Origin of the sequence: Flavobacterium caseinilyticum, assembly GCF_004349085.1 — a bacterium.
Classification (GTDB): Bacteria; Bacteroidota; Bacteroidia; order Flavobacteriales; family Flavobacteriaceae; genus Flavobacterium; species Flavobacterium caseinilyticum.
Genome location: NZ_SMFM01000006.1, coordinates 150,266 through 168,974, shown reverse-complemented (window position 1 = coordinate 168,974; position 18,709 = coordinate 150,266). Strand labels below are relative to the sequence as shown.

Annotated in this window: 24 protein-coding genes and 3 tRNA genes; 12 read left to right on the top strand and 15 right to left on the bottom strand. The window is 33.6% G+C overall.

The annotated features are described in order from the left end of the window. The first annotated feature begins 155 nt into the window (after nucleotides 1–155). The 5 genes from E0F89_RS12955 (at nucleotide 156) to E0F89_RS12935 (ending at nucleotide 3,654) form a co-directional block, all read left to right on the top strand. Nucleotides 156–440 (top strand): rhodanese-like domain-containing protein, encoded by a 285-nt coding sequence (locus E0F89_RS12955; protein ID WP_131910195.1) that lies wholly within the window; start codon nucleotides 156–158, stop codon nucleotides 438–440. A gap of 1 nt (nucleotide 441) precedes the next feature. Continuing rightward, the gene (locus E0F89_RS12950) at nucleotides 442–759 is read left to right on the top strand and encodes a rhodanese-like domain-containing protein (RefSeq protein WP_131910194.1); all 318 of its coding nucleotides are present in this window, start codon (nucleotides 442–444) and stop codon (nucleotides 757–759) included. A 214-nt stretch (nucleotides 760–973) separates the two neighbouring features. Further along, nucleotides 974–1,549: a YciE/YciF ferroxidase family protein gene (locus tag E0F89_RS12945; RefSeq protein WP_131910193.1), complete on the top strand. Its 576-nt coding sequence runs from the start codon at nucleotides 974–976 to the stop codon at nucleotides 1,547–1,549. A gap of 207 nt (nucleotides 1,550–1,756) precedes the next feature. After that, entirely contained in the window at nucleotides 1,757–2,611 is an 855-nt protein-coding gene (locus tag E0F89_RS12940; RefSeq protein WP_131910192.1) for a transketolase, read from the top strand. Nucleotides 2,612–2,700: 89 nt separating this feature from the next. Further along, nucleotides 2,701–3,654, top strand: a complete 954-nt coding sequence (locus E0F89_RS12935; RefSeq protein ID WP_131910191.1) for a transketolase family protein — start codon at nucleotides 2,701–2,703, stop codon at nucleotides 3,652–3,654. Nucleotides 3,655–3,721: 67 nt separating this feature from the next. Here the strand turns inward: E0F89_RS12935 and E0F89_RS12930 are convergent, their stop codons facing one another. Next, nucleotides 3,722–4,687 carry an FKBP-type peptidyl-prolyl cis-trans isomerase gene (locus tag E0F89_RS12930; RefSeq protein ID WP_131910190.1) on the bottom strand — a complete coding sequence of 322 codons (966 nt, stop codon included), beginning with the start codon at nucleotides 4,685–4,687 and terminating at the stop codon, nucleotides 3,722–3,724. A 79-nt stretch (nucleotides 4,688–4,766) separates the two neighbouring features. On the opposite strand from E0F89_RS12930, the gene E0F89_RS12925 reads away from it, so the two are divergent. Then, a complete protein-coding gene (locus E0F89_RS12925) occupies nucleotides 4,767–5,174 on the top strand; it encodes an RNA-binding S4 domain-containing protein (RefSeq protein WP_131910189.1) in 408 nt (135 codons plus the stop codon). Nucleotides 5,175–5,338: 164 nt separating this feature from the next. Further along, on the top strand, nucleotides 5,339–5,839 hold the full coding sequence (locus tag E0F89_RS12920; RefSeq protein ID WP_131910188.1) for a phosphoribosyltransferase family protein: 501 nt from the start codon (nucleotides 5,339–5,341) through the stop codon (nucleotides 5,837–5,839). Here the strand turns inward: E0F89_RS12920 and E0F89_RS12915 are convergent. Then, nucleotides 5,831–6,349: a shikimate kinase gene (locus E0F89_RS12915; protein WP_131910187.1), complete on the bottom strand. Its 519-nt coding sequence runs from the start codon at nucleotides 6,347–6,349 to the stop codon at nucleotides 5,831–5,833. The two genes, E0F89_RS12920 and E0F89_RS12915, sit on opposite strands and share 9 nt — an antisense overlap. Nucleotides 6,350–6,475: 126 nt before the next feature. Here E0F89_RS12915 and E0F89_RS12910 point away from each other — a divergent pair. From E0F89_RS12910 to E0F89_RS12900, 3 genes are all read left to right on the top strand, one after another. Beyond that, nucleotides 6,476–6,548 (top strand) — tRNA-Lys (locus E0F89_RS12910). A 37-nt stretch (nucleotides 6,549–6,585) separates the two neighbouring features. After that, a tRNA-Lys gene (locus E0F89_RS12905) sits at nucleotides 6,586–6,658 on the top strand. A 42-nt stretch (nucleotides 6,659–6,700) separates the two neighbouring features. Next, a tRNA-Leu gene (locus E0F89_RS12900) sits at nucleotides 6,701–6,783 on the top strand. A gap of 174 nt (nucleotides 6,784–6,957) precedes the next feature. Here E0F89_RS12900 and E0F89_RS12895 read toward each other — a convergent pair. From E0F89_RS12895 to E0F89_RS12855, 9 genes are all read right to left on the bottom strand, one after another. Continuing rightward, nucleotides 6,958–7,551 carry a hypothetical protein gene (locus E0F89_RS12895; RefSeq protein ID WP_131910186.1) on the bottom strand — a complete coding sequence of 198 codons (594 nt, stop codon included), beginning with the start codon at nucleotides 7,549–7,551 and terminating at the stop codon, nucleotides 6,958–6,960. 256 nt (nucleotides 7,552–7,807) lie between these two features. Beyond that, nucleotides 7,808–8,368 carry a hypothetical protein gene (locus E0F89_RS12890; RefSeq protein ID WP_131910185.1) on the bottom strand — a complete coding sequence of 187 codons (561 nt, stop codon included), beginning with the start codon at nucleotides 8,366–8,368 and terminating at the stop codon, nucleotides 7,808–7,810. A gap of 112 nt (nucleotides 8,369–8,480) precedes the next feature. Then, the gene (locus E0F89_RS12885; protein ID WP_131910184.1) at nucleotides 8,481–8,705 is read right to left on the bottom strand and encodes a hypothetical protein; all 225 of its coding nucleotides are present in this window, start codon (nucleotides 8,703–8,705) and stop codon (nucleotides 8,481–8,483) included. 95 nt (nucleotides 8,706–8,800) lie between these two features. Then, entirely contained in the window at nucleotides 8,801–9,145 is a 345-nt protein-coding gene (locus tag E0F89_RS12880; protein ID WP_131910183.1) for an ABC transporter, read from the bottom strand. 87 nt (nucleotides 9,146–9,232) lie between these two features. Continuing rightward, nucleotides 9,233–10,255, bottom strand: coding sequence for a DUF6371 domain-containing protein (locus tag E0F89_RS12875; RefSeq protein ID WP_131910182.1), 1,023 nt, complete (start codon nucleotides 10,253–10,255; stop codon nucleotides 9,233–9,235). A gap of 124 nt (nucleotides 10,256–10,379) precedes the next feature. After that, nucleotides 10,380–11,522 (bottom strand): AAA family ATPase, encoded by a 1,143-nt coding sequence (locus tag E0F89_RS12870; protein ID WP_131910181.1) that lies wholly within the window; start codon nucleotides 11,520–11,522, stop codon nucleotides 10,380–10,382. A gap of 4 nt (nucleotides 11,523–11,526) precedes the next feature. Next, nucleotides 11,527–11,790 carry a helix-turn-helix domain-containing protein gene (locus E0F89_RS12865; protein ID WP_131910180.1) on the bottom strand — a complete coding sequence of 88 codons (264 nt, stop codon included), beginning with the start codon at nucleotides 11,788–11,790 and terminating at the stop codon, nucleotides 11,527–11,529. Nucleotides 11,791–11,847: 57 nt separating this feature from the next. Beyond that, nucleotides 11,848–12,444, bottom strand: coding sequence for a hypothetical protein (locus E0F89_RS12860; protein ID WP_131910179.1), 597 nt, complete (start codon nucleotides 12,442–12,444; stop codon nucleotides 11,848–11,850). A gap of 2 nt (nucleotides 12,445–12,446) precedes the next feature. Further along, a complete protein-coding gene (locus E0F89_RS12855) occupies nucleotides 12,447–13,748 on the bottom strand; it encodes a phage integrase SAM-like domain-containing protein (protein WP_131910178.1) in 1,302 nt (433 codons plus the stop codon). A gap of 626 nt (nucleotides 13,749–14,374) precedes the next feature. On the opposite strand from E0F89_RS12855, the gene E0F89_RS12850 reads away from it, so the two are divergent. Next, nucleotides 14,375–14,881 carry a tetratricopeptide repeat protein gene (locus E0F89_RS12850; RefSeq protein ID WP_165930030.1) on the top strand — a complete coding sequence of 169 codons (507 nt, stop codon included), beginning with the start codon at nucleotides 14,375–14,377 and terminating at the stop codon, nucleotides 14,879–14,881. Between the two features lie 88 nt (nucleotides 14,882–14,969). On the opposite strand, the gene E0F89_RS12845 is transcribed toward E0F89_RS12850, so the two are convergent. The 4 genes from E0F89_RS12845 to E0F89_RS12830 form a co-directional block, all read right to left on the bottom strand. Beyond that, nucleotides 14,970–15,503, bottom strand: a complete 534-nt coding sequence (locus tag E0F89_RS12845; RefSeq protein ID WP_131910177.1) for a DUF4252 domain-containing protein — start codon at nucleotides 15,501–15,503, stop codon at nucleotides 14,970–14,972. Between the two features lies 1 nt (nucleotide 15,504). Then, nucleotides 15,505–16,074: a DUF4252 domain-containing protein gene (locus tag E0F89_RS12840; protein ID WP_243699521.1), complete on the bottom strand. Its 570-nt coding sequence runs from the start codon at nucleotides 16,072–16,074 to the stop codon at nucleotides 15,505–15,507. A gap of 67 nt (nucleotides 16,075–16,141) precedes the next feature. Then, entirely contained in the window at nucleotides 16,142–16,615 is a 474-nt protein-coding gene (locus tag E0F89_RS12835) for a hypothetical protein (protein ID WP_131910176.1), read from the bottom strand. Continuing rightward, on the bottom strand, nucleotides 16,602–17,111 hold the full coding sequence (locus tag E0F89_RS12830) for an RNA polymerase sigma factor (RefSeq protein ID WP_131910175.1): 510 nt from the start codon (nucleotides 17,109–17,111) through the stop codon (nucleotides 16,602–16,604). Before E0F89_RS12830 ends, E0F89_RS12835 begins: the two co-directional genes overlap by 14 nt. Nucleotides 17,112–17,241: 130 nt before the next feature. Between E0F89_RS12830 and E0F89_RS12825 the strand changes: the two genes are divergently transcribed. Then, nucleotides 17,242–18,702: a S41 family peptidase gene (locus tag E0F89_RS12825; RefSeq protein ID WP_131910174.1), complete on the top strand. Its 1,461-nt coding sequence runs from the start codon at nucleotides 17,242–17,244 to the stop codon at nucleotides 18,700–18,702. Nucleotides 18,703–18,709: the final 7 nt, after the last annotated feature.

Below are 18,709 nucleotides of genomic sequence, written 5' to 3'. Positions count from 1 at the left end.
TAATTGTTTTTGCGAGCACCAAAAATAGGAATACCATTCCTCTAATACTTTCCTGATTTTTTGCTGATTAAAAATGATGCATAAATTGCTTAGTCGTAATTTTGTAATGCTTAATTTTACATAAAAGGCTTTATAATCTTTAAAAAATAAAAAAAATGGAAGTAGCAAAAATAATAAAAGAAAAACTGGGAACCATCGTCGATGTACGTTCCTATGATGAATTTTCGGGCGGCCATGTTGTGGGCTCGATCAATATTCCATTGAATGAAATCCCTAAAAGAATTGACGAATTAAGAACTCTTAAAGGGCCATTAGTGCTTTGTTGTGCATCGGGAAACCGAAGTGGACAAGCTCAGCTGTTTCTGACCGAACATGGAATCGAATCGTACAACGGCGGATCGTGGTTAGATGTAAATTATCATCAATCTAAAATTGAATAAAATGATAAACAGACTCAAAAAATTATTCGGAATTGGTACCACGGTAGACTACCCTGAGTTACTACAAAACGGTGCCGTAATTGTCGATGTACGAAGCAAAGCAGAATATTTAGCAGGACACATCAAAGATTCCATTAATATTCCTGTGGATACCTTGCGCAATAATCTATTCAAACTGAAAGATAAAAACCAACCTATTATTACCTGTTGTGCATCAGGGATGAGAAGTGCTTCGGCAAAAAGTATTCTCAAATCTAGTGGTTTTACAAAAGTGTATAATGGTGGAGGATGGAACAGTCTTAAAAACAAAATCAGTTAATTCAAATAAAATGATAACAGCAGGAAAAAGATAAAAACAATGCGATTTAATTTCTCCTAAAATAATATATTTCGTATTTACAATTAGTTAATTAACAATGTATTGCATGATAATTTACTTAATTTTATGCTGCTTAAAATTGACTTTTTAAGTTAATATGGCGGGGAATGAGATCCAATGGTCGCCATAAAAATTAATCTTAAAAACTACGGTTATGAAAACTGCAATTAAAAAAAACGAAGAGATTATGGGAACTGCGCCAGCTAATAAAAAAGTAGCACATGGATTGAGAGATTTATTTGAAGTTGGATTAAAGGACATTTACTGGTCCGAAAAAGTGCTGACTAAAACCTTACCAAAAATGGTGAAAAATGCTTCGTCACCAGAACTGGTAAGCTCCTTAAAAGCCCAATTGAGTGAATCACATGAACACGTTTCCCGTTTAGAAAAGATATTTGAAGTCACCGGTATTAAACCAATTGCTAAAAAATGTGATGCCATGCAGGGAATTTTAAAAGAGACTAATGGTTTGATAAAAGAAACCGATTTAGGCATGGTTCGCGATGCAGGTATTATTGCAGCAGACCAAAAAGTGAAACATTATGAAATTGCAACCTACGGGACTTTACATGCCTTTGCAAAAACATTAGGTGAAAATAAAGCTGCTAATCTATTAGCCATGACTCTTGATGAAGAGAAAAAAACAGATTCGGCATTAACGGGTATCGCTTTATCTTCCATCAATAGACAAGCGTTCAAAGCCGCTGCGAATACTAATATTAAAATGTAATTTTCATCGAAAAAAAGGAATTGTTTATTATTTTTTCCAAAGTATTAAACCCGCTGTACGCGGGTTTTTTTGGTAAAAATACAACCCTAAATGCACTTTGAAATACAGCTAAAATCACATCGTATTCCAATATTAAATAGTTCTAAAAACCTTTGCCTTAACACAAATAAAAATTACATTTGCAGCAGTTTAACTATTACACACAAAATGAAGCCTAACACACAACAATTAAACGACTTAACTATCCAAGTCAGAAGAGATATTCTTCGAATGGTACACGCTGTCAATTCCGGTCATCCCGGAGGATCACTTGGTTGTACTGAATTTCTGGTAACACTTTACCAGAATTTGATGGACCGCAAAGAAGGTTTTGACATGGACGGTCTGGGAGAAGATCTTTTCTTCCTCTCTAACGGACATATTTCACCGGTTTTTTATAGCGTATTAGCCCGAAGCGGTTATTTTCCGGTTTCGGAACTAGCAACTTTCCGACTTATCAACTCGCGTTTGCAAGGACACCCTACAACGCACGATGGATTGCCAGGAGTTAGGATTGCATCCGGTTCTTTAGGACAAGGATTATCAGTAGCAATTGGTGCTGCACAGGCTAAAAAACTAAATCACTGCAATCATTTAATTTATTCACTTCACGGTGATGGTGAACTGCAAGAAGGACAAAACTGGGAAGCAATCATGTATGCATCTGCCAAAAAAGTAGACAACATAATCGCTACTATCGACCTTAACGGAAAACAAATTGACGGTGCCACTGATGAAGTTTTACCAATGGGAAGCATCCGAGCTAAATTTGAAGCATTTGACTGGGAAGTCTTGGAAATCGAGCAAGGAAATGACATTGAGGCAATTATTACTGGAATGAACGATGCAAAATCGAGAACCGGAAAAGGTAAACCAGTTTGTGTTTTATTGCATACTGAAATGGGTAATGGGGTAGATTTTATGATGAACACTCATGCTTGGCATGGTAAAGCACCCAATGACACACAACTTGAAATTGCTTTAGCTCAAAACTATAATACTGGAGGAGAAAGCGATTATTAAAAATAATTATGAAATTTGAATTATAAATTATCCGTAATCAAAATAATAATTTTTTAATTCTTAAATCATTTCAATCTTTAAATTGAAAAATGAAAAAATATACAAACACAGGAAGTAAAGATACTCGTTCAGGTTTTGGAGCGGGAATGACCGAATTGGGTCAAAAGAATGAAAATGTGGTAGCACTTTGTGCGGATTTAATCGGTTCCTTAAAATTTGACGATTTCAAGAAAAATCATCCGGAACGTTTTTTCCAAATTGGAATCGCTGAAGCGAATATGATCGGAATTGCTGCTGGATTAACCATCGGGGGAAAAATTCCTTTCACAGGAACTTTCGCTAACTTTTCTACGGGAAGAGTTTACGATCAAATTCGTCAGTCAGTGGCTTATTCTGAAAAAAACGTGAAAATCTGTGCTTCGCATGCTGGTTTAACTCTTGGCGAAGATGGTGCAACTCACCAAATTCTTGAAGATATTGGATTAATGAAAATGTTACCGGGAATGACGGTAATTAACACCTGCGATTACAACCAGACTAAAGCGGCTACATTGGCAATTGCGGATCATCATGGTCCGGTTTATTTACGTTTTGGTCGTCCGGTAGTTCCTAATTTTATGCCTGCTGATGAACCTTTCGAAATTGGTAAAGCGATTGTTTTAACCGAGGGTTCTGATGTAACTATTATTGCTACAGGACATTTAGTTTGGGAGGCTTTAATTGCTGCCGAAACATTAGAAGCTCAGGGAATCTCAGCCGAAGTTATCAATATCCATACGATTAAACCGTTGGATGAAGAAGCGATTTTGGCTTCATTGGCAAAAACAAAATGTATTGTCACTGCCGAAGAGCACAATATTTTTGGCGGTCTTGGTGAAAGCGTTTCCAGAGTATTGGCTTTGAAAAGTCCGGCACCACAGGAGTTTGTTGCTGTTAATGACAGTTTTGGAGAATCAGGAACACCAGAACAATTAATGGATAAATACAAATTAAACAACGAAGCGATTGTTGAAGCTGTAGAAAGAGTAATGAAGAGAAAATAATATTTTATACCAAAAAAAAACCAGTTCAATTTAATTTGAACTGGTTTTTTTTTGATCTCTATTTTCGTTAATTACACTTCACTAAATGTCTTTTGATTCTGGCCGGATCAGTGGTATTTCCATCACAACTCGGAATATCTGCAAAAGGAAGCAAAACACCATTAGCTCCCGTAATTTCTAATCTTGTACTTAAGTTATCGCCATCATCATCCACATCTAGAAAATTTGGAATTCCATCTCCATCGGTATCATCAGGATTAACTACTCCTTTAGGAAGAACACGCATATACCCATCTCCATCCAAATCCTCTTGGAAATTTAAAATTCCATCTCCATCAGAGTCAAGTCTGCTGATCTCATACAATTTAAAACTAAAAACTAGCGGAGCATAACTAGGAATATTGCTACTCCCTGTGCTAAAGTAACCTAGTCCTGAAGGAATAAACATTACACCTGCCCCAAAGTCGCTATACGTGACAGTTCCATCTGCATTTGATGAATAAGTCCCTGTTTTAAATTGTGGGAAGGTTTCTCCCCATCCTCGTATGGTACTAAACAAATTAAAAAACTGCTGCGGATATTTGACTTCTTCGAACGGTGTTACAAAAAAAGTTTTTACATCAGCAACTGTTTGGCGCGATAAATAAACGCCGTTATAAGCCGTCAAGACCCCATCAACATTTGAAGGCGACTGTCCTACTCCTTCTCTTAGCACTAAATAATATAATTTATAAGTAATGTCATGAAGTTGTACATCTCGACTTAAAAGTTTTGGAAAAGTGGCACTGTTCAAATAAGACCAGATAGCAGGCTGGTTTCCGCCTGTGGGGATTTTAGTGATTTTCGTATCAACATCAGCTGAAACGTCCTCTATATAATATGTTTTTAAATATTCTTCAATATCAATTAAATCAGTGGCATATTGCACTGCGTATTCCCTAGGTGGTTCAATTTCAGCTACATCATCCTTTGAACATGAAAATAATGAGATTGTTGTAATTAATAGAATAAAATAATACTTAAATTTGTTCATTATAGCTAATTTTTTAAGTGCGCAAGATACAATATTGATTGATTTTTGTAAACTATTTAACTCCGATTTTAGAAATTTTATGAGAATAGATAAATATTTATGGTGCATGCGGTATTACAAAACCAGAAATATGGTTACTGAAGCCTGTAAAAAGAATCATGTGACCGTAAATGGTCTTGTTGCCAAGCCGTCAAAAGAGGTTTTCCCTACCGATAAAATTACGTTTAGAAAAGACCAAATTACCCAAATCATCACTGTTTTGGATATTCCCGAAAACCGTGTTGGGGCTAAACTAGTCGATATATATCGCAGAAACGATACTCCGGCAGAAGCCTATCAGCATTTGGAACTTTTAAAATTATCCAAAGAGCATTATCGCAAAAATGGTACGGGCAGACCGACTAAAAAAGACAGGAGAGATATCGATGAATTTCTCCCCTCCCCGACCCTCCCCGAAGGGGAGGGAGACGAGCCTTTCATAAATTAAGTAAAATATCTAATAACCCTTGCAAAACCCAGTTCCCGCCCTGAAGGTATGATGGGAAGGCAAGTGTTGACAAATAAAAATTAAGTAAAACATCGAATAACCTTTGCCAGACCTGGCTCCCTCCCCTTCGGGGAGGGCTGGGGAGGGGAAAAAACCTTTAAACAATGAGCAAAAACATCATTTTAACTAATCAGGAAATCGAGCACAAAATAAAACGAATTGCGTATCAGATTTACGAAACTTTTGTAGACGAAGATGAAATTGTCATTGCTGGGATTGCTACCAATGGTTTTGTTTTTGCCAAAAAAATTGCGATGGCATTAGAAAGTATTTCCCCTATTAAGGTTTCGCTCTGCGAAGTGCAAATCGATAAACAAAATCCAGAATTACCCATTCGCACTTCGTTATCTAAGGACCAATATACTGATAAAGGGCTAATTCTGGTTGATGATGTGCTGAATTCCGGCACAACGTTGATCTATGCAGTACGGCATTTTATTGATGTTCCTTTGAAAAAATTCAAAACAGCAGTTCTTGTAGATCGAAACCACAAAAAATACCCGGTAAAAGCGGATTTTAAAGGAATATCACTTTCCACTTCTTTACTAGAACACGTCCAAGTTGTTTTTGACGAAAATAACGACAGCTATGCGTATTTAAGCTAAGATTGCAACAATATCAAGCACAGTCTGGTCTACTGTTTTATCGTCCACACTCACCTTGTATTGCGCCTGATTGTAATAGAAACTGCGGTCAAAAAGATGTTTGGCGATAAATTCTTTCATCTCTTCATCACTTTTACTGGCAATAAGAGGACGTTTACTTCTATTAGAAATCAATCTGCTGAATAAAGTTTCTATTGAAGCTTTTAAATAAATGGATACAACATTTTCGTTTTTTAGCAGCTCATGGTTATTGGCGTAACATGGAGTTCCGCCACCCAATCCTATTATTAACTGTTGTGGCGAATGCAATAATTCAATGAAAACTTCACGTTCTACTTTTCTAAAATAAATTTCACCATACTTTTTAAAAATATCATTGATAGATAAATTCGTTTTCTCTTCGATCTTTTTATCTAAATCCACAAAACGGATTGAGATGGTTTTTGAAAGTTTATCAGCAATTGTAGACTTGCCGCAACCCATATAACCTAATAATATTATTTTTCTCATTGTAATAAAACCTTACATGTTAAGGTGTTGAGTATTTTTGTTTAAAAAAGACAAATTTATAATAAAATTGCTTTGAAAATTGAAATAAAAGTCCTTATATTTGCACCCGCATTCAAGAAACGAAATGACTCGATAGCTCAGTTGGTAGAGCACATCACTTTTAATGATGGGGTCCTGGGTTCGAGCCCCAGTCGGGTCACTAAATTGTGATCAAAGCATACGTTTCTTGAATGATTGACTCGATAGCTCAGTTGGTAGAGCACATCACTTTTAATGATGGGGTCCTGGGTTCGAGCCCCAGTCGGGTCACAAAAGGTCGAGTAATTTATTACTTGACCTTTTCTTTTTTAAGGCCACGTGGAGAAACGGTAGACTTGCCAGCTTGAGGGGCTGGTGCTCGCAAGGGCGTGTGGGTTCAAATCCCACCGTGGTCACTTTTATTGTCTGTTTATAGGACTTGACAAAGGTTTTAGTTAACATTTAGTTAACCATTTTAAAAACACTCATTTTTTGGGTGTTTTTTTATGCTTTATAAACATCTTGTTTTCATTTTTAAAGTTACGTTAATATATTAGTTTTATCTACTTTGCTCTACTTTAGATATTGTCTTACATCATTAACAAACTTTCGAGTGTGTCTGCTGGATATCTTTTTGACGCTTCAATTATATTTTTTAGTTTTTTATAGCGTTTTGTTTCTTTGCCGTTGTAATGGGTTTTAAAATACTTTTTATACAATTCATCATAAACCTCATCTGCAATATAAACGGCTTCAAAGACTTTCAACATATTCCGCGTCCTTTCTGATTTTAATTGACTTTCGTACATTAAACCCTTATACGCTTCTCTATGCAAAAAGTGTGTGCCGTTTAAATATAATTTACGGCAACATTTACCCGTTACGGGGCAAACAAAAAACCACATTTCGCCCTTGCCTAAATTTGAAACTCTACTAATAAGATTAACGTTATAATTTATTGGTTCGCCGTTGCATCTATAATCAAATGTTATAAACGTGCCATTTTCTGTATGCGTTACTTTAAAATCAATTTTAGCGTGTGGTTGTCCGTTTATAGTCCAGCTTGTAACTCCTGTGCGTATCCCGTACGATTTTAAGTAAGTATTATTATTTTCGGTTAAACTCTTTAGCCTGTATTTTAAACAGTCTTCAACGGTCGTATTATAATTTGCATATCGTGGCATATTGTCTGAATTTAAAACCTAAATTATTAAGGAACATTAAACCTATTTTTGTCTATTATAGATAAAACAAATGTAATAAATTATTTTAATAGTATTTAATTATAGTGTATATTTGTTAAGGTTTACCGCTTGCCTGTGGTTGACTATTTGAACAAAAAAAAGGCGTTCCGTTATGGTTCGCCTTTTTTGTTTGTAAACGATATGTTGTTGTTATTTGCTTTATCAAAACCAAATTATTTAATGTATTATTGTTGAATTACCATTTTAAATTTTCAGTTTTAAACTCCAATATTTGAGTTCCATTTTGATATAAAGGTAATCCAATTAAGGTTTTTTTAGATTTTTTTAGTTTAGATAAAAATTTCGTTACGTTGTCAATGAAAATTAAATCGCTACTATTGTCTGCAGATTTTGAATAGCTAAATGTAATTGCTTTGTCATCATCAAATCTTACCTTAACATTTTGGTCATCATAATCACTACTTATTTGTCCTTTGTCGATTAGAACCATAATATTTAAAGCACCGTTTTTCTTTCTTAATTGTAGAGTACCCATATTGATTCCATCATATGGAAAATCTAAAGACAAACTTTCGTTAGACGTAATGGATGCAAATTTTGTAATATTTGAAGTCATCTTATCTTCACTTGTGTCATATTTCCATTCATTATTTTTTGCAATTGTAGGTACATAATTAGACATTGTGTCAATCACAATTGCAGCTGTATCTAATGCTATTGCAGTATCACTATTTTCTGAAACATTTTTACAAGAAACGAGGCTAATTAGTAAACAGATAAAAAATACTTTTTTCATATTTTAAAGATTTAGATTAATTAATTTCAAATGTAATCTGTTAAAAATCATTTACTTTACGGTTTTCCGTAAACGAGTTAATTAATTTTGTATTTAAATAATTAAATTTGGTTTAATCTTCCCAGCCACATAAACTATAACCCCTATTTTTAGCATCTTTTACACTTACTTTAGAAATTGTATGCGTACATCTGCTTAATCCTTTGCAGTTTTGTGAATAATGATACTTTGATGCTGTTTTACTTATACAAATATAAACATCATTATCTGACAAGGTTTTAAACCCATAAAATGAAGGTAAAATAACCATTAATAAAACAAGAATTAATTTTTTCATTTCAATTATTTTAAATTATTAAAACTAAATAAAGTTATAAATAACAAATACTTAAAACTTATTCACTTGTTTAATTGATTTTAGTAAAAGGGTTTTTAATTTCTGCAATCAATCATTATTGTTCCGACATTATTTCTATACACATCATTTACTCTCTTGTCGTCTTTGTAATGACTTTTTAAATCTTCTTCTAAATCTTTATAGACGTCATCAGTTACAACTTTTAAAATTTTAACGTTAAGTAATCGTCCAACTGGCATAACTTGGTATTCTCCGTCACTCGTTGTTTTAATGTGTTCTTCGCCACCTAAAATACCATAACTGTCATAAGTAGTTTGTAACGATTCTACAAAGGAATCAGTTATACCGTATAATTCTTTCTTACTTGGCGAACAGCTTACAAGAAAAGCTACTACTAAAAAATAAATAATTTTTTTCATTTTTGTAAATTTTATATTAATAAAACTCAAATGTAAATTATTAAAAATCACATTCCTTACGGTTTCCCGTAAACCAGTAATATATTTTTATTTTACCTTTCTAATCTCATTATGATTGTAATCTACTAAATCAAAGGTTTTTATCAGTTCCCAAATTTCAGGCATGCATTGTTCTATTTCGTGAACAATTAGTTCGGTTTCTAAATAGTGAACCTCATCGGGTTTAAACAGTTCAGCTTCTTTTAATTCGTTTATGTAAACGTCTGCTAAATCTGTTCCAGCTACATAGTTACTTTGTTGCTCCAACCAATCATTAACCACTATATTAAAACCAAATCCGTTTAACTCGGTAGCTTTGTTTAACCAGTCATTGTACTCACTTTTATCAGGGAACGCAACAATTTTATATTGCTTAATAGGTCTTAAAAATTCGTGTTTTAAGCCTCCTTTACTTCCCGTGGATAACCAAGTATACTCTGGCTTAAAAACACTCATTAGAACGGCCGTTTTCTCACTTTCTACTAATGCAATAGTCTTATTATTGGTTTCATTTATCAGGTGTAAACCAAATAAACATTGGTTAAGATTAAACTCTTTTAATTTTAAAACACTACGTACACTATTTATAAATCCTTTGCCCTCGCTATTTTTTACACGTTTTCCAGTATAAGGATTTAAGAGCATTATTTTACCGTGCCTTACTTTTTCATTATTATCAATTTGCCAAAATACTGTTGCACCATCCCAAAGTTTAGACGTTCCTATTAAATATTTTAATATCACTTCTTTTACTTGAGCATCTGAAAAGATCGTTCTTAAGAATTGAACAAACGTATTTTGTTTAAAATTACGCCCGCTTTGACTTACTAACTCGTAACTGTGAAAACTGGGTTCGGGTGTAGGAATATTAACAACGTCAAAAGTGTTTTTAAATTCGCCTGTAGGCGTGCTATAATAACCGCAATTTGTTTCACGGTCACATCGTCCGAACTCTTCAGCTAAATAGTTTCCTGTTTCAGTTTCTAAAAATTTAACAAAGGTTTTTTTATTGCATTTAGGACAAATAAACTTCTTACTACTCTTATCTAATTTGTATTTATATTGTTTCATAGGTTTAAAGGTTTAAACCAGTTTACTAAACCTCAAATCAAAGGTTTAACGGTTTAAGTGTGTATATATACACTAAACCTAAACCGATAAACTGAAAAGAAAAGGAATAGTTAAACCGATAAAATTAAAAAATCACATCGTTTTCAACTACCTGAAATGCTCCAAGTGTGTAAGGTGCTTTGTCCTTTTCTTGCTTTAACCAATCGTTATTTGAACAATCGGTTATAAGTAATTTTGTTCTATTAATCCCTATACTATTCTTGAATTGATTTTTATAAGCAATTTGAAGTTGCTCCACTAATTTACCATAACTGAAACTTTCGCCCTTACTAAAAACCTCGGTTAATAGTTGGTATTTTTTGAAGTCTTCCATATTGGTAACATCAAATTTATTTTTATTGGTTTCTGTTCTAATTTCAAAGTTTTCAGCTATTACAGGAATACCAAATTCATTAATTTCAAAAGCGAAAATTTCGGGTTCAATGTCTCTACATTGCAAAGGTTCAACTATTGATATATTAGTATCGTTTTCGGCTTTTGTAACACTTAATACTGTTTGTGCTTTGTTTATTAGTTCCGTTCCAATGTGTCCACGGGCGTTATTATCACTTTTGTTTTGGTGCAATACAGTAACTAAATAAATGTTCCGTTCTTCAGTCCATTTAAGCAATTTACTTGCTATCATTGTGGCTTCACTCTCATCATTAATTGACGTTACCAAATCTTTGATTCCATCAATAACAACAAAGCCAATTTTATCATTACTGTATATTTCAGTTTCAATAAATTGCAAACGTTCTGCTGGGTTTAAACTTCTTAAATGAAATGCGTGTAGGTTCTTTGGTTCGGGTTGGTCAATCTGTGTACAAATACGCTTAACGGCTTTCTGTACATAGTATTTACTTTGTTCAGTATCAAAGTATATAACCTCATTTTTATCAGGCGGTAAATAGCTTTTAAATCGGTTTAAAATAGCATCGTTACCCAATGCAGTTGAAACAGCAATACTTATAAAAAACGATTTTCGGCTTTTAGCTTTACCAATGATTAAACCAAAATCGCCCAATGTTCCTAAAATTGCTTCGCCCTCGCTTTTAGTATTGGTCAAACTCCACGCTATTTGAGGCTTTGGAATAACCTCGTTAACATCAATTTTATATTTAATGCGGTTTAGTTCGTGGGGTGTTTTATCGCTTTGCATAGCGGTATCAATAGCGGTGCTTAGTACTTTTAAACCTTTCGCCTGTGGTTGGTTACTATTACTCATAATATTAATGATTAATAGGTTTAACCGCTTCTAATACTTCGCATTTTTTATATAAAACACGGTTACCAATGCCGTAACTTTTAAGTTTACCGCTTTTGGTATGTTTCCATAAACTTGTTTTGTTGAAGTTTAATAATTTGCAAACCTCATCCCGTGTAATAAATTCGTTTTCGGGTTGAGGTAATTCAACGGGTTGTTGTTGAAGTTTAAAAACCGCTTCGGCTAATTGTTCTAATGTAATGCCGTTTAAGAAAATTTGTGTGTTCATTTGTACTTACTGTGTTAGTGAAGTACAAATAGATATTAGGGTTTATTTAGGGTTTCCCTAATTCGTTTCATTAAGATTGAAACCAATATTTATTAACTGTTTTTCAACACGTTCAACTGCCTTTTTTGAATTTAAAGGATTGTTTGTGTCGTCAACTTTTTTACTCAACATTGGGTTTAACATCGGTTGCAAAGTTCCCGATTTTTCTCCTGTAATTGCACTCAAAACAGAAGCCAAACTATTAACTGAAGTATTAAAAGGTTGTTGACCTCTTAAAAAATCAATAACTCCAAGTTTGTGCAAATAAAGGATTTTGTCGATTGCTTTTGTATCACTTAAATCTATTGCTTCGGGAATATTTTGATTATCAGCTATTGCTAATTTTTTGTAATAATTATAAATAATTTCTAATTCATCAAAATACTTTGGATTAAAATTATCTTTTTCATAGTGAAGTAATTCACCCTCGTTGCTATAAAATGGATTGAAATTATGATATTGTTCAAAATCTTTGTAAATAATTCTTAATTCCCAAAAAAAACTTATTAATAAGTCTTTTGTATTTACATCTTTGAAATTGGACAAAAAATCAAACAATGTCCATTCTCCTTCAATTACTTTATCAACCGCAAATTGAATCTTTTTACTTACCATAATTACTTAGTGCCTGTGTTATGTACAACCTCCATTTGTGGTGCTGTTTTTTCTTTAGGTGCTAACTTACTAAAATAATCTAACATTTGATAAGCATTATCGTACGTGGTTTTACCAATATAAGATAAAAACATTCTTTCAGTTCCGTGAGCCGTTATATTCATTAGTACGGGTGTTGGAATACGCCCGTAAAAATTAGTAGCAAACGAACGTCTGCAAATGTGACTGCTAATAACTTCGTGTTTAGGGTACACGCCTTTAGTAGTTGGCTTGTTAAACTTTGTTTTTTTACGTCCTTTAGTTGGTGCTATAAGTCCAGCTTCTAAACAAACGTCTTTAATATGTTCGTTAAAATGCACCAATGATATTTTATAAGGTAAACCGCTTTCGATTATTTCAACGGCTTCAGGTAATAAAGGAATTGCAACCAGTTTGCCTGTTTTCTGTTGCTTCAGTTCGATTATTTTCATACCGTTTAACTCTTTTATGTTTTTGTCGGTAATGTTCAGTAAATCGCCTCCACGCTGACCAATCAAACAACCTAACAACAACCATTTACGGGCGTTTATAAGTGCCTCTCTTATAAGTGGTGCATTTTTTATTGCTTCTTGCTCGTCTTCACTTAAAAAAACAATGTCTTCAGGTTCACGGCTTTCTGAAATACCTTTAATATTTTTAATCTGTGTTGAGGTTTCAATATCATTTTTTGAAGCATCGAGGCAAATTGTTCTAATGTTCGCAATATTTTTGCCTACATAATTTGTGGAATATCCTTTGCCAAACATCCAGTTTTTATATTGTTCAACAAACTTTAAATTTATGTTTCTTATCAATATACTCTTACCTTTCAAAACCTCAACTTCATATTTTAGAATGGTGCTTTTGAATAGCTTCAAGTTTTGAATACGTCCTTTACTTAATCCAAGTTCTTTTTTTGCATTTTGTTTATAGGGTGCTTCGTCAATATACTTTTGTATGTAGGTAGTCATAACGTCCAATTCTAAAACGGGCGTTTTTTTATTAAACAAATCAATTTGAAGCTGTAACCAATCGCCTGTAAATTCTATTCCTGTGCTTACCGTGTCATTGTGAGCATCATTTATAAATGTGGCTAATTTGTCCAGCTTAGATTTTAGGTTTTTTAGTTCTTGACTTTTTTGTATTGGTGCTTTGCCGTTCCAATCTTTAGCATCGATTATAAAACCCGTTTTTCTTTTGAAAACTTGTGTTCTACTGATTGAAAATTGAACATAGATATTTGCGTTATCGCTTTTGCTTTGAAGTAAACATTTTACACTTGCCATAATTTTTGCCTTTTTTGAACAAATCAAAGATAAGCAAAAAAAGAACTTAGTTAACCGTTAGTTAACCAAACATGTATTATTACGAATTATTACGGAAATGAACAAACCAACAAATTAAACAATCCCTTTATATTCAGTACGTTTGAGGGGTTTTACAAATAATCAAAATACACGGGTAATGTCCCCACCGTGGTCACAACTAAAAAGGAAAGCTTCAAAAATAATCAGGTGTACTTGAAATTATTTCTGAAGCTTTTCTCTTTTTAAAAAAAAGAAGAATTCAAACACAAGATCGTGCCAAAAACCCATTCCTAGAAAAATGCAATCAAATAATCATTTATTTTTATTAGAATAAATGAGGTCTTTCAACAAAAAGACAATTTTAGCTGCATCCAAAATGATAAAATAAGCCATCTCTTATCTCTATGGCAGTCATAGCTGTTAATTTTAAATTATTGAATTACAGTCAACTGAAAAACACATTCTAAAAATAAAAATATCCCTCTGTAAAATAAATTGTAATTCTTATCGTTAAAGGGGTAACTGTTTAAAATAATTGTACCTTTATAAAGCTGTTTATTTTAATTTCGGAAAAACTCAGCTCCAATTCAAACCTCAAAAAATTTATGAAAAAACTTATCCTCGTCGCATTTTTAATCAGTTCTTTTGCCGGATGGAGTCAGAACCCAATTGCTTATGAGCATTTTGATAAAGCATTAAGAAAAGCAGAATCCGGAAATATCAAAGGATCAATTGCTGATTACACGAAAGCGATTCATATTGACCCATTGTTTGCTGAAGCGTACTTGAACAGAGCTCTTCTGAGACAAAAATTAGGAGAAATTGAAAGTGCTATGGACGATGTGAACAAAACTATTATTTTAGATCCAAAGAAAGGCGATGCGTATACAACCAGAGCTGATATCAACTACAAAGCTAAGAATTACAAAGGTACTATAGACGACTGTACAATATCTATTCGTTTGAACGCAAAAGATTACATTGCGTACAACCTCAGAGGTCTTTCTAACTTTCATTTAAAAAACAAAAAGAATGCTTGCGCCGATTTTACAAAAGCGATCCAATTGGGCAGTCAAAGCGCGATTCAAAACAAAAAAACATTTTGTAAATAATTCAATTTTGTTAGTCACTGAATAATACAAAAAAAAAATGCGTCTCGATTTACTATCAAGGCGCATTTTTTTATTCTAAAAAATACATTTATTTCATTAATTGCTGCAAAGGCTTTAACTGATCCAAATCAATATTAGATTGTTGCAGTACGGTCATCAAAGTCATTACAGTTGTAGGATTCATGTCTTTTCCTAAAATTCGAACTACTGCAAATCCATCTTCTTTTTTATTTGCATAAATAATGAACTCTTCAATATGCTCATCCGTTCCTACGAAATTGACCGTTGCATTTTCGTTTCCAGAACCAAATTTCATCAGCTGCTGATATTTCTTGTCTTTTAAAATTAGTTCAACTTTGGCTCGCTCTATTTCAAACTGAGCCTTGTTTGAATCATTTACTTTAAAAGCCAAAACATTCATTTTGTCAAATGCCTTCAGTGCATCACTTTGGGCTACTGATAATTTAGTTGGGTCAACTTTCAAAATACTGGGTGACACATCGAGTGCAACAAAATTTTTGTTCTCTGTATTTTCAACAAAATACCTTTGCAAGCTAGGTTCCGTATTACAACTAATGAGAAAAAAACTCATAAAAACTATAACAGCATAAGTAGCTTTCATCTTATCTATTTGTTGCTTTCTTCAAATCTTCCCCTCCTGGAATTTTCATCTTATTAGTCAGGACGGAAAGTTCAGCCAAATCAAAATTTCCCGTCAAGGACATCAAAACGGTGTCGTCATTTTTTGCGCCTTCAATAAACATCAGCAGTTCTCTGATCTGAGAATCTGTAGAACCGGATTTTACCAGAATTTTTATGTTTCTTCCATTTTCATTTACGCGCATCAACTCTTCCAAACCGGCTGTTTTTATGTACTTATCAGCAGCAACTTTCATTTGACCCTCGATACTGCTGTTTTTGGTGGTAAAAACTTTCAAATTATCCAGTTTTTTAATTAAGCTCAAGTATTGTTGCGTTTCTTTATCAGAAGCATCCATTTTTACTTTACTCATCAACTCAAACATTTTTTTATTTACAATGATTGACGTTACCCCTGCCTGCCCGTCGAAGCTATCGAATGGGGATTGTGCAAAAAATGTAGTTGAAACCAATGCAAATACTAATGTGAGGATTAATTTTTTACTCCTTTTGAAATTATTGTTCATTTTGTTATTATTGATTGTTGATTTCATATTTTTATTATTAACGTTTAAAATTATTTTTTTGTTAGTTCACTTTTTAATTGAACACTCAAAGCCATTACAAACCACCTGAGTGTTTTTTAGGGTTGACAAATATTTTATCTTTGGCGATTTGATATTCCTGAATGTACTGTGCACTTTCTATGCCAACTTTTACATTATCTGATAATAGCAACAGCGCCTGCTGAGTTGCTCTGAACGCTTCTTCTGGATCATTATATGTTCCCAAATCTTTCTTTTCAATTGCATTATCTCTACTAAAATAAGCATAGGTTCCTATTCCCAGCAAAACTACAACTGAAGCTGCAATTGATAGCCACGCAACATTACGTTTTTTAGTTTGTTGTGGAATTTCTTGTGCAAACTGCTGTTCTTTTGCTTGCGAGAAATACCCGAAAATGGTTCTGTATTGTTCCAAATGCTGCGCAACATCCATCGACGAAAAATAATTTTTCAATTCCCGCTCTTCGGCAATACTGGTTTCTCCATGAAAGTATTTTTCTAATATTATTTCTATTCTATCTGATTCCATAATTGTGTGTTTTTGTCATATAATCCCGTATCGTTTTCCTTGATCTGGAAAGTGCCACCCGAATCGCACTTTCCTTCATATCAAGTATCTTGGCTATTTCCTCAAACTCATATTGTTCAATATCGCGCATTTGAATTATTAATCGTTGTTGAATCGGCAAATCATTCATTATTTTTTCAACCCAATGCAAACTGTCGAGGTCTTCCATTTTCTTGTCTAAACGTGGTTCGGGATCTACATAATCGGAATGGACAATTTTGAGATTAGAATTTCTTTTAGACTTCAACTGATCCAGACAATAATTTTTTGTCGTCGTCATTGCAAATGCTTCCAAACTATTATAGTGCGATAAATCACTCTTTTTACTCCATAATTTCCCCAAAACTTCCTGAGTAGCGTCTTCCGCTTCTTCCGTACTTACTAACAATCGCTTAGCCAGCCTAAAGACTTTATCTTTAAAAGGCGTTACAAGAAGAATAAACTCATTTTGGTTCATAAAAAAAAGTTATTAAAAAGGTACTATTTGTAAAGACGATTCAAATTTATTTTTGCAACAAAAAATAGAAAGTAAAACTAAAGTTGTTATTTTTACGTTTATTAAAGATATAATTATATTAAACTAGACTATGAAAACAAGATTCAAATTTACACTTTTATTATTTATAGCTGCATTTACTTTTCAATCTTGTCAAGACAATGATGATGAAATTATGGTAGATCAGTTAACTCCTGTCAATTTAGAGATTCAGGATTTTATCTGGAAAGGTATGAACCAATATTATTTATGGCAGGATGATGTCCCTAATTTAGCAGATGACCGCTTCGCTACGCAAGCAGAACTAAACACTTTTCTAAAAGGATATCCAGTCCCTGAAGAATTATTTAACGCATTGAGGGTTAGCCCCACGATCGACAGATTCAGTTGGATTGTCAGCAATTATTTAGACCTGGAAGGAACACTTCAGGGAACTACTAAAAATGATGGTGTCGATTTTGGCTTGAGTTATAAGCCGGGGAGCTCGACCGAATTATTTGGTTATGTCCGTTATATACTCCCAAATTCAGATGCTTCGACCAAAGCAATAAAACGCGGGGATTTCTTCACTGCCGTGAATGGAACTCAGCTCACTCTTAGCAATTACCAGACATTATTAGCGGCGGACAATTATACATTAAATTTAGCTGATTATAACGGCAGTACAATTGATTCTAACGGAAAATCAGTAGTGTTAACAAAAACAGTTTTATCCGAAAATCCTATTTTAATTAATAAAGTAATAACCTCTGGTGCGAAGAAAATAGGTTATTTGATGTACAACGGATTTTACGCTAATTATGACACCGAATTAAACGACGCTTTCGCATCCTTAAAGGCACAGGGAATTACGGATTTAGTTTTAGATTTACGTTATAACAGCGGTGGTTCTGTTCAGTCTGCCACTCGTTTGGCGAGTATGATTACCGGCCAGTTTACGGGTCAGGTTTTTGCTAAACAACAATGGAATAAAAAGATCAACGATTACTATGAAAAGGAAAATCCAGCAGCTCTGGTAAACAGTTTTACAGATAAAATTGGAACAGTTGCGATCAACAGTTTAAACCTGACCAAAGTATATATCCTGACTACCAAAAGTTCTGCATCGGCAAGTGAATTAGTGATCAATGGATTAGAGCCACACATCAATGTGGTTCAAATTGGAGACGTTACCACCGGAAAAAATGTTGGATCCGTTACACTTTATGATTCCCCAAATTTTGGTAAAGACAACCGCAATCCAAATCATAAATATGCAATGCAGCCTATTGTTTTAAAAATTGTCAATTCAGTTGGGTTTGGTGATTACTTTAACGGATTACAACCGGATTTTATGCTGAAAGAAACGTTGAGTACTTTCGGAGTTCTTGGTGACACATCTGAACCTTTATTGAGTGCAGCGATTGGTAAAATTACAGGCACAACGAGAATGCTAAAACAAAGTCCTGGAAAAGAATTTGACTATTTCAAAGATGCAAAATCTATAAAAGGACTGCAAAATCAAATGTACATTGAGAAAGCACCGGAAGGACTTTTGAAAGCTTTGGATTAAAAATACA

Bases quoted from the DNA above. Each gene is read 5' to 3' on its own strand.
- E0F89_RS12895 (WP_131910186.1), bottom strand. From the start codon at position 7,551: ATGCCACGATATGCAAATTATAATACGACCGTTGAAGACTGTTTAAAA.
- E0F89_RS12935 (WP_131910191.1), top strand. From the start codon at position 2,701: ATGAAAAAATATACAAACACAGGAAGTAAAGATACTCGTTCAGGTTTT.
- E0F89_RS12850 (WP_165930030.1), top strand. From the start codon at position 14,375: ATGAAAAAACTTATCCTCGTCGCATTTTTAATCAGTTCTTTTGCCGGA.
- E0F89_RS12840 (WP_243699521.1), bottom strand. From the start codon at position 16,074: ATGAAATCAACAATCAATAATAACAAAATGAACAATAATTTCAAAAGG.
- E0F89_RS12860 (WP_131910179.1), bottom strand. From the start codon at position 12,444: ATGGTAAGTAAAAAGATTCAATTTGCGGTTGATAAAGTAATTGAAGGA.
- E0F89_RS12955 (WP_131910195.1), top strand. From the start codon at position 156: ATGGAAGTAGCAAAAATAATAAAAGAAAAACTGGGAACCATCGTCGAT.
- E0F89_RS12865 (WP_131910180.1), bottom strand. From the start codon at position 11,790: ATGAACACACAAATTTTCTTAAACGGCATTACATTAGAACAATTAGCC.
- E0F89_RS12855 (WP_131910178.1), bottom strand. From the start codon at position 13,748: ATGGCAAGTGTAAAATGTTTACTTCAAAGCAAAAGCGATAACGCAAAT.
- E0F89_RS12890 (WP_131910185.1), bottom strand. From the start codon at position 8,368: ATGAAAAAAGTATTTTTTATCTGTTTACTAATTAGCCTCGTTTCTTGT.
- E0F89_RS12920 (WP_131910188.1), top strand. From the start codon at position 5,339: ATGAGCAAAAACATCATTTTAACTAATCAGGAAATCGAGCACAAAATA.
- E0F89_RS12950 (WP_131910194.1), top strand. From the start codon at position 442: ATGATAAACAGACTCAAAAAATTATTCGGAATTGGTACCACGGTAGAC.
- E0F89_RS12845 (WP_131910177.1), bottom strand. From the start codon at position 15,503: ATGAAAGCTACTTATGCTGTTATAGTTTTTATGAGTTTTTTTCTCATT.
- E0F89_RS12940 (WP_131910192.1), top strand. From the start codon at position 1,757: ATGAAGCCTAACACACAACAATTAAACGACTTAACTATCCAAGTCAGA.
- E0F89_RS12875 (WP_131910182.1), bottom strand. From the start codon at position 10,255: ATGAAACAATATAAATACAAATTAGATAAGAGTAGTAAGAAGTTTATT.
- E0F89_RS12835 (WP_131910176.1), bottom strand. From the start codon at position 16,615: ATGGAATCAGATAGAATAGAAATAATATTAGAAAAATACTTTCATGGA.
- E0F89_RS12885 (WP_131910184.1), bottom strand. From the start codon at position 8,705: ATGAAAAAATTAATTCTTGTTTTATTAATGGTTATTTTACCTTCATTT.
- E0F89_RS12830 (WP_131910175.1), bottom strand. From the start codon at position 17,111: ATGAACCAAAATGAGTTTATTCTTCTTGTAACGCCTTTTAAAGATAAA.
- E0F89_RS12825 (WP_131910174.1), top strand. From the start codon at position 17,242: ATGAAAACAAGATTCAAATTTACACTTTTATTATTTATAGCTGCATTT.
- E0F89_RS12925 (WP_131910189.1), top strand. From the start codon at position 4,767: ATGAGAATAGATAAATATTTATGGTGCATGCGGTATTACAAAACCAGA.
- E0F89_RS12930 (WP_131910190.1), bottom strand. From the start codon at position 4,687: ATGAACAAATTTAAGTATTATTTTATTCTATTAATTACAACAATCTCA.
- E0F89_RS12945 (WP_131910193.1), top strand. From the start codon at position 974: ATGAAAACTGCAATTAAAAAAAACGAAGAGATTATGGGAACTGCGCCA.
- E0F89_RS12870 (WP_131910181.1), bottom strand. From the start codon at position 11,522: ATGAGTAATAGTAACCAACCACAGGCGAAAGGTTTAAAAGTACTAAGC.
- E0F89_RS12880 (WP_131910183.1), bottom strand. From the start codon at position 9,145: ATGAAAAAAATTATTTATTTTTTAGTAGTAGCTTTTCTTGTAAGCTGT.
- E0F89_RS12915 (WP_131910187.1), bottom strand. From the start codon at position 6,349: ATGAGAAAAATAATATTATTAGGTTATATGGGTTGCGGCAAGTCTACA.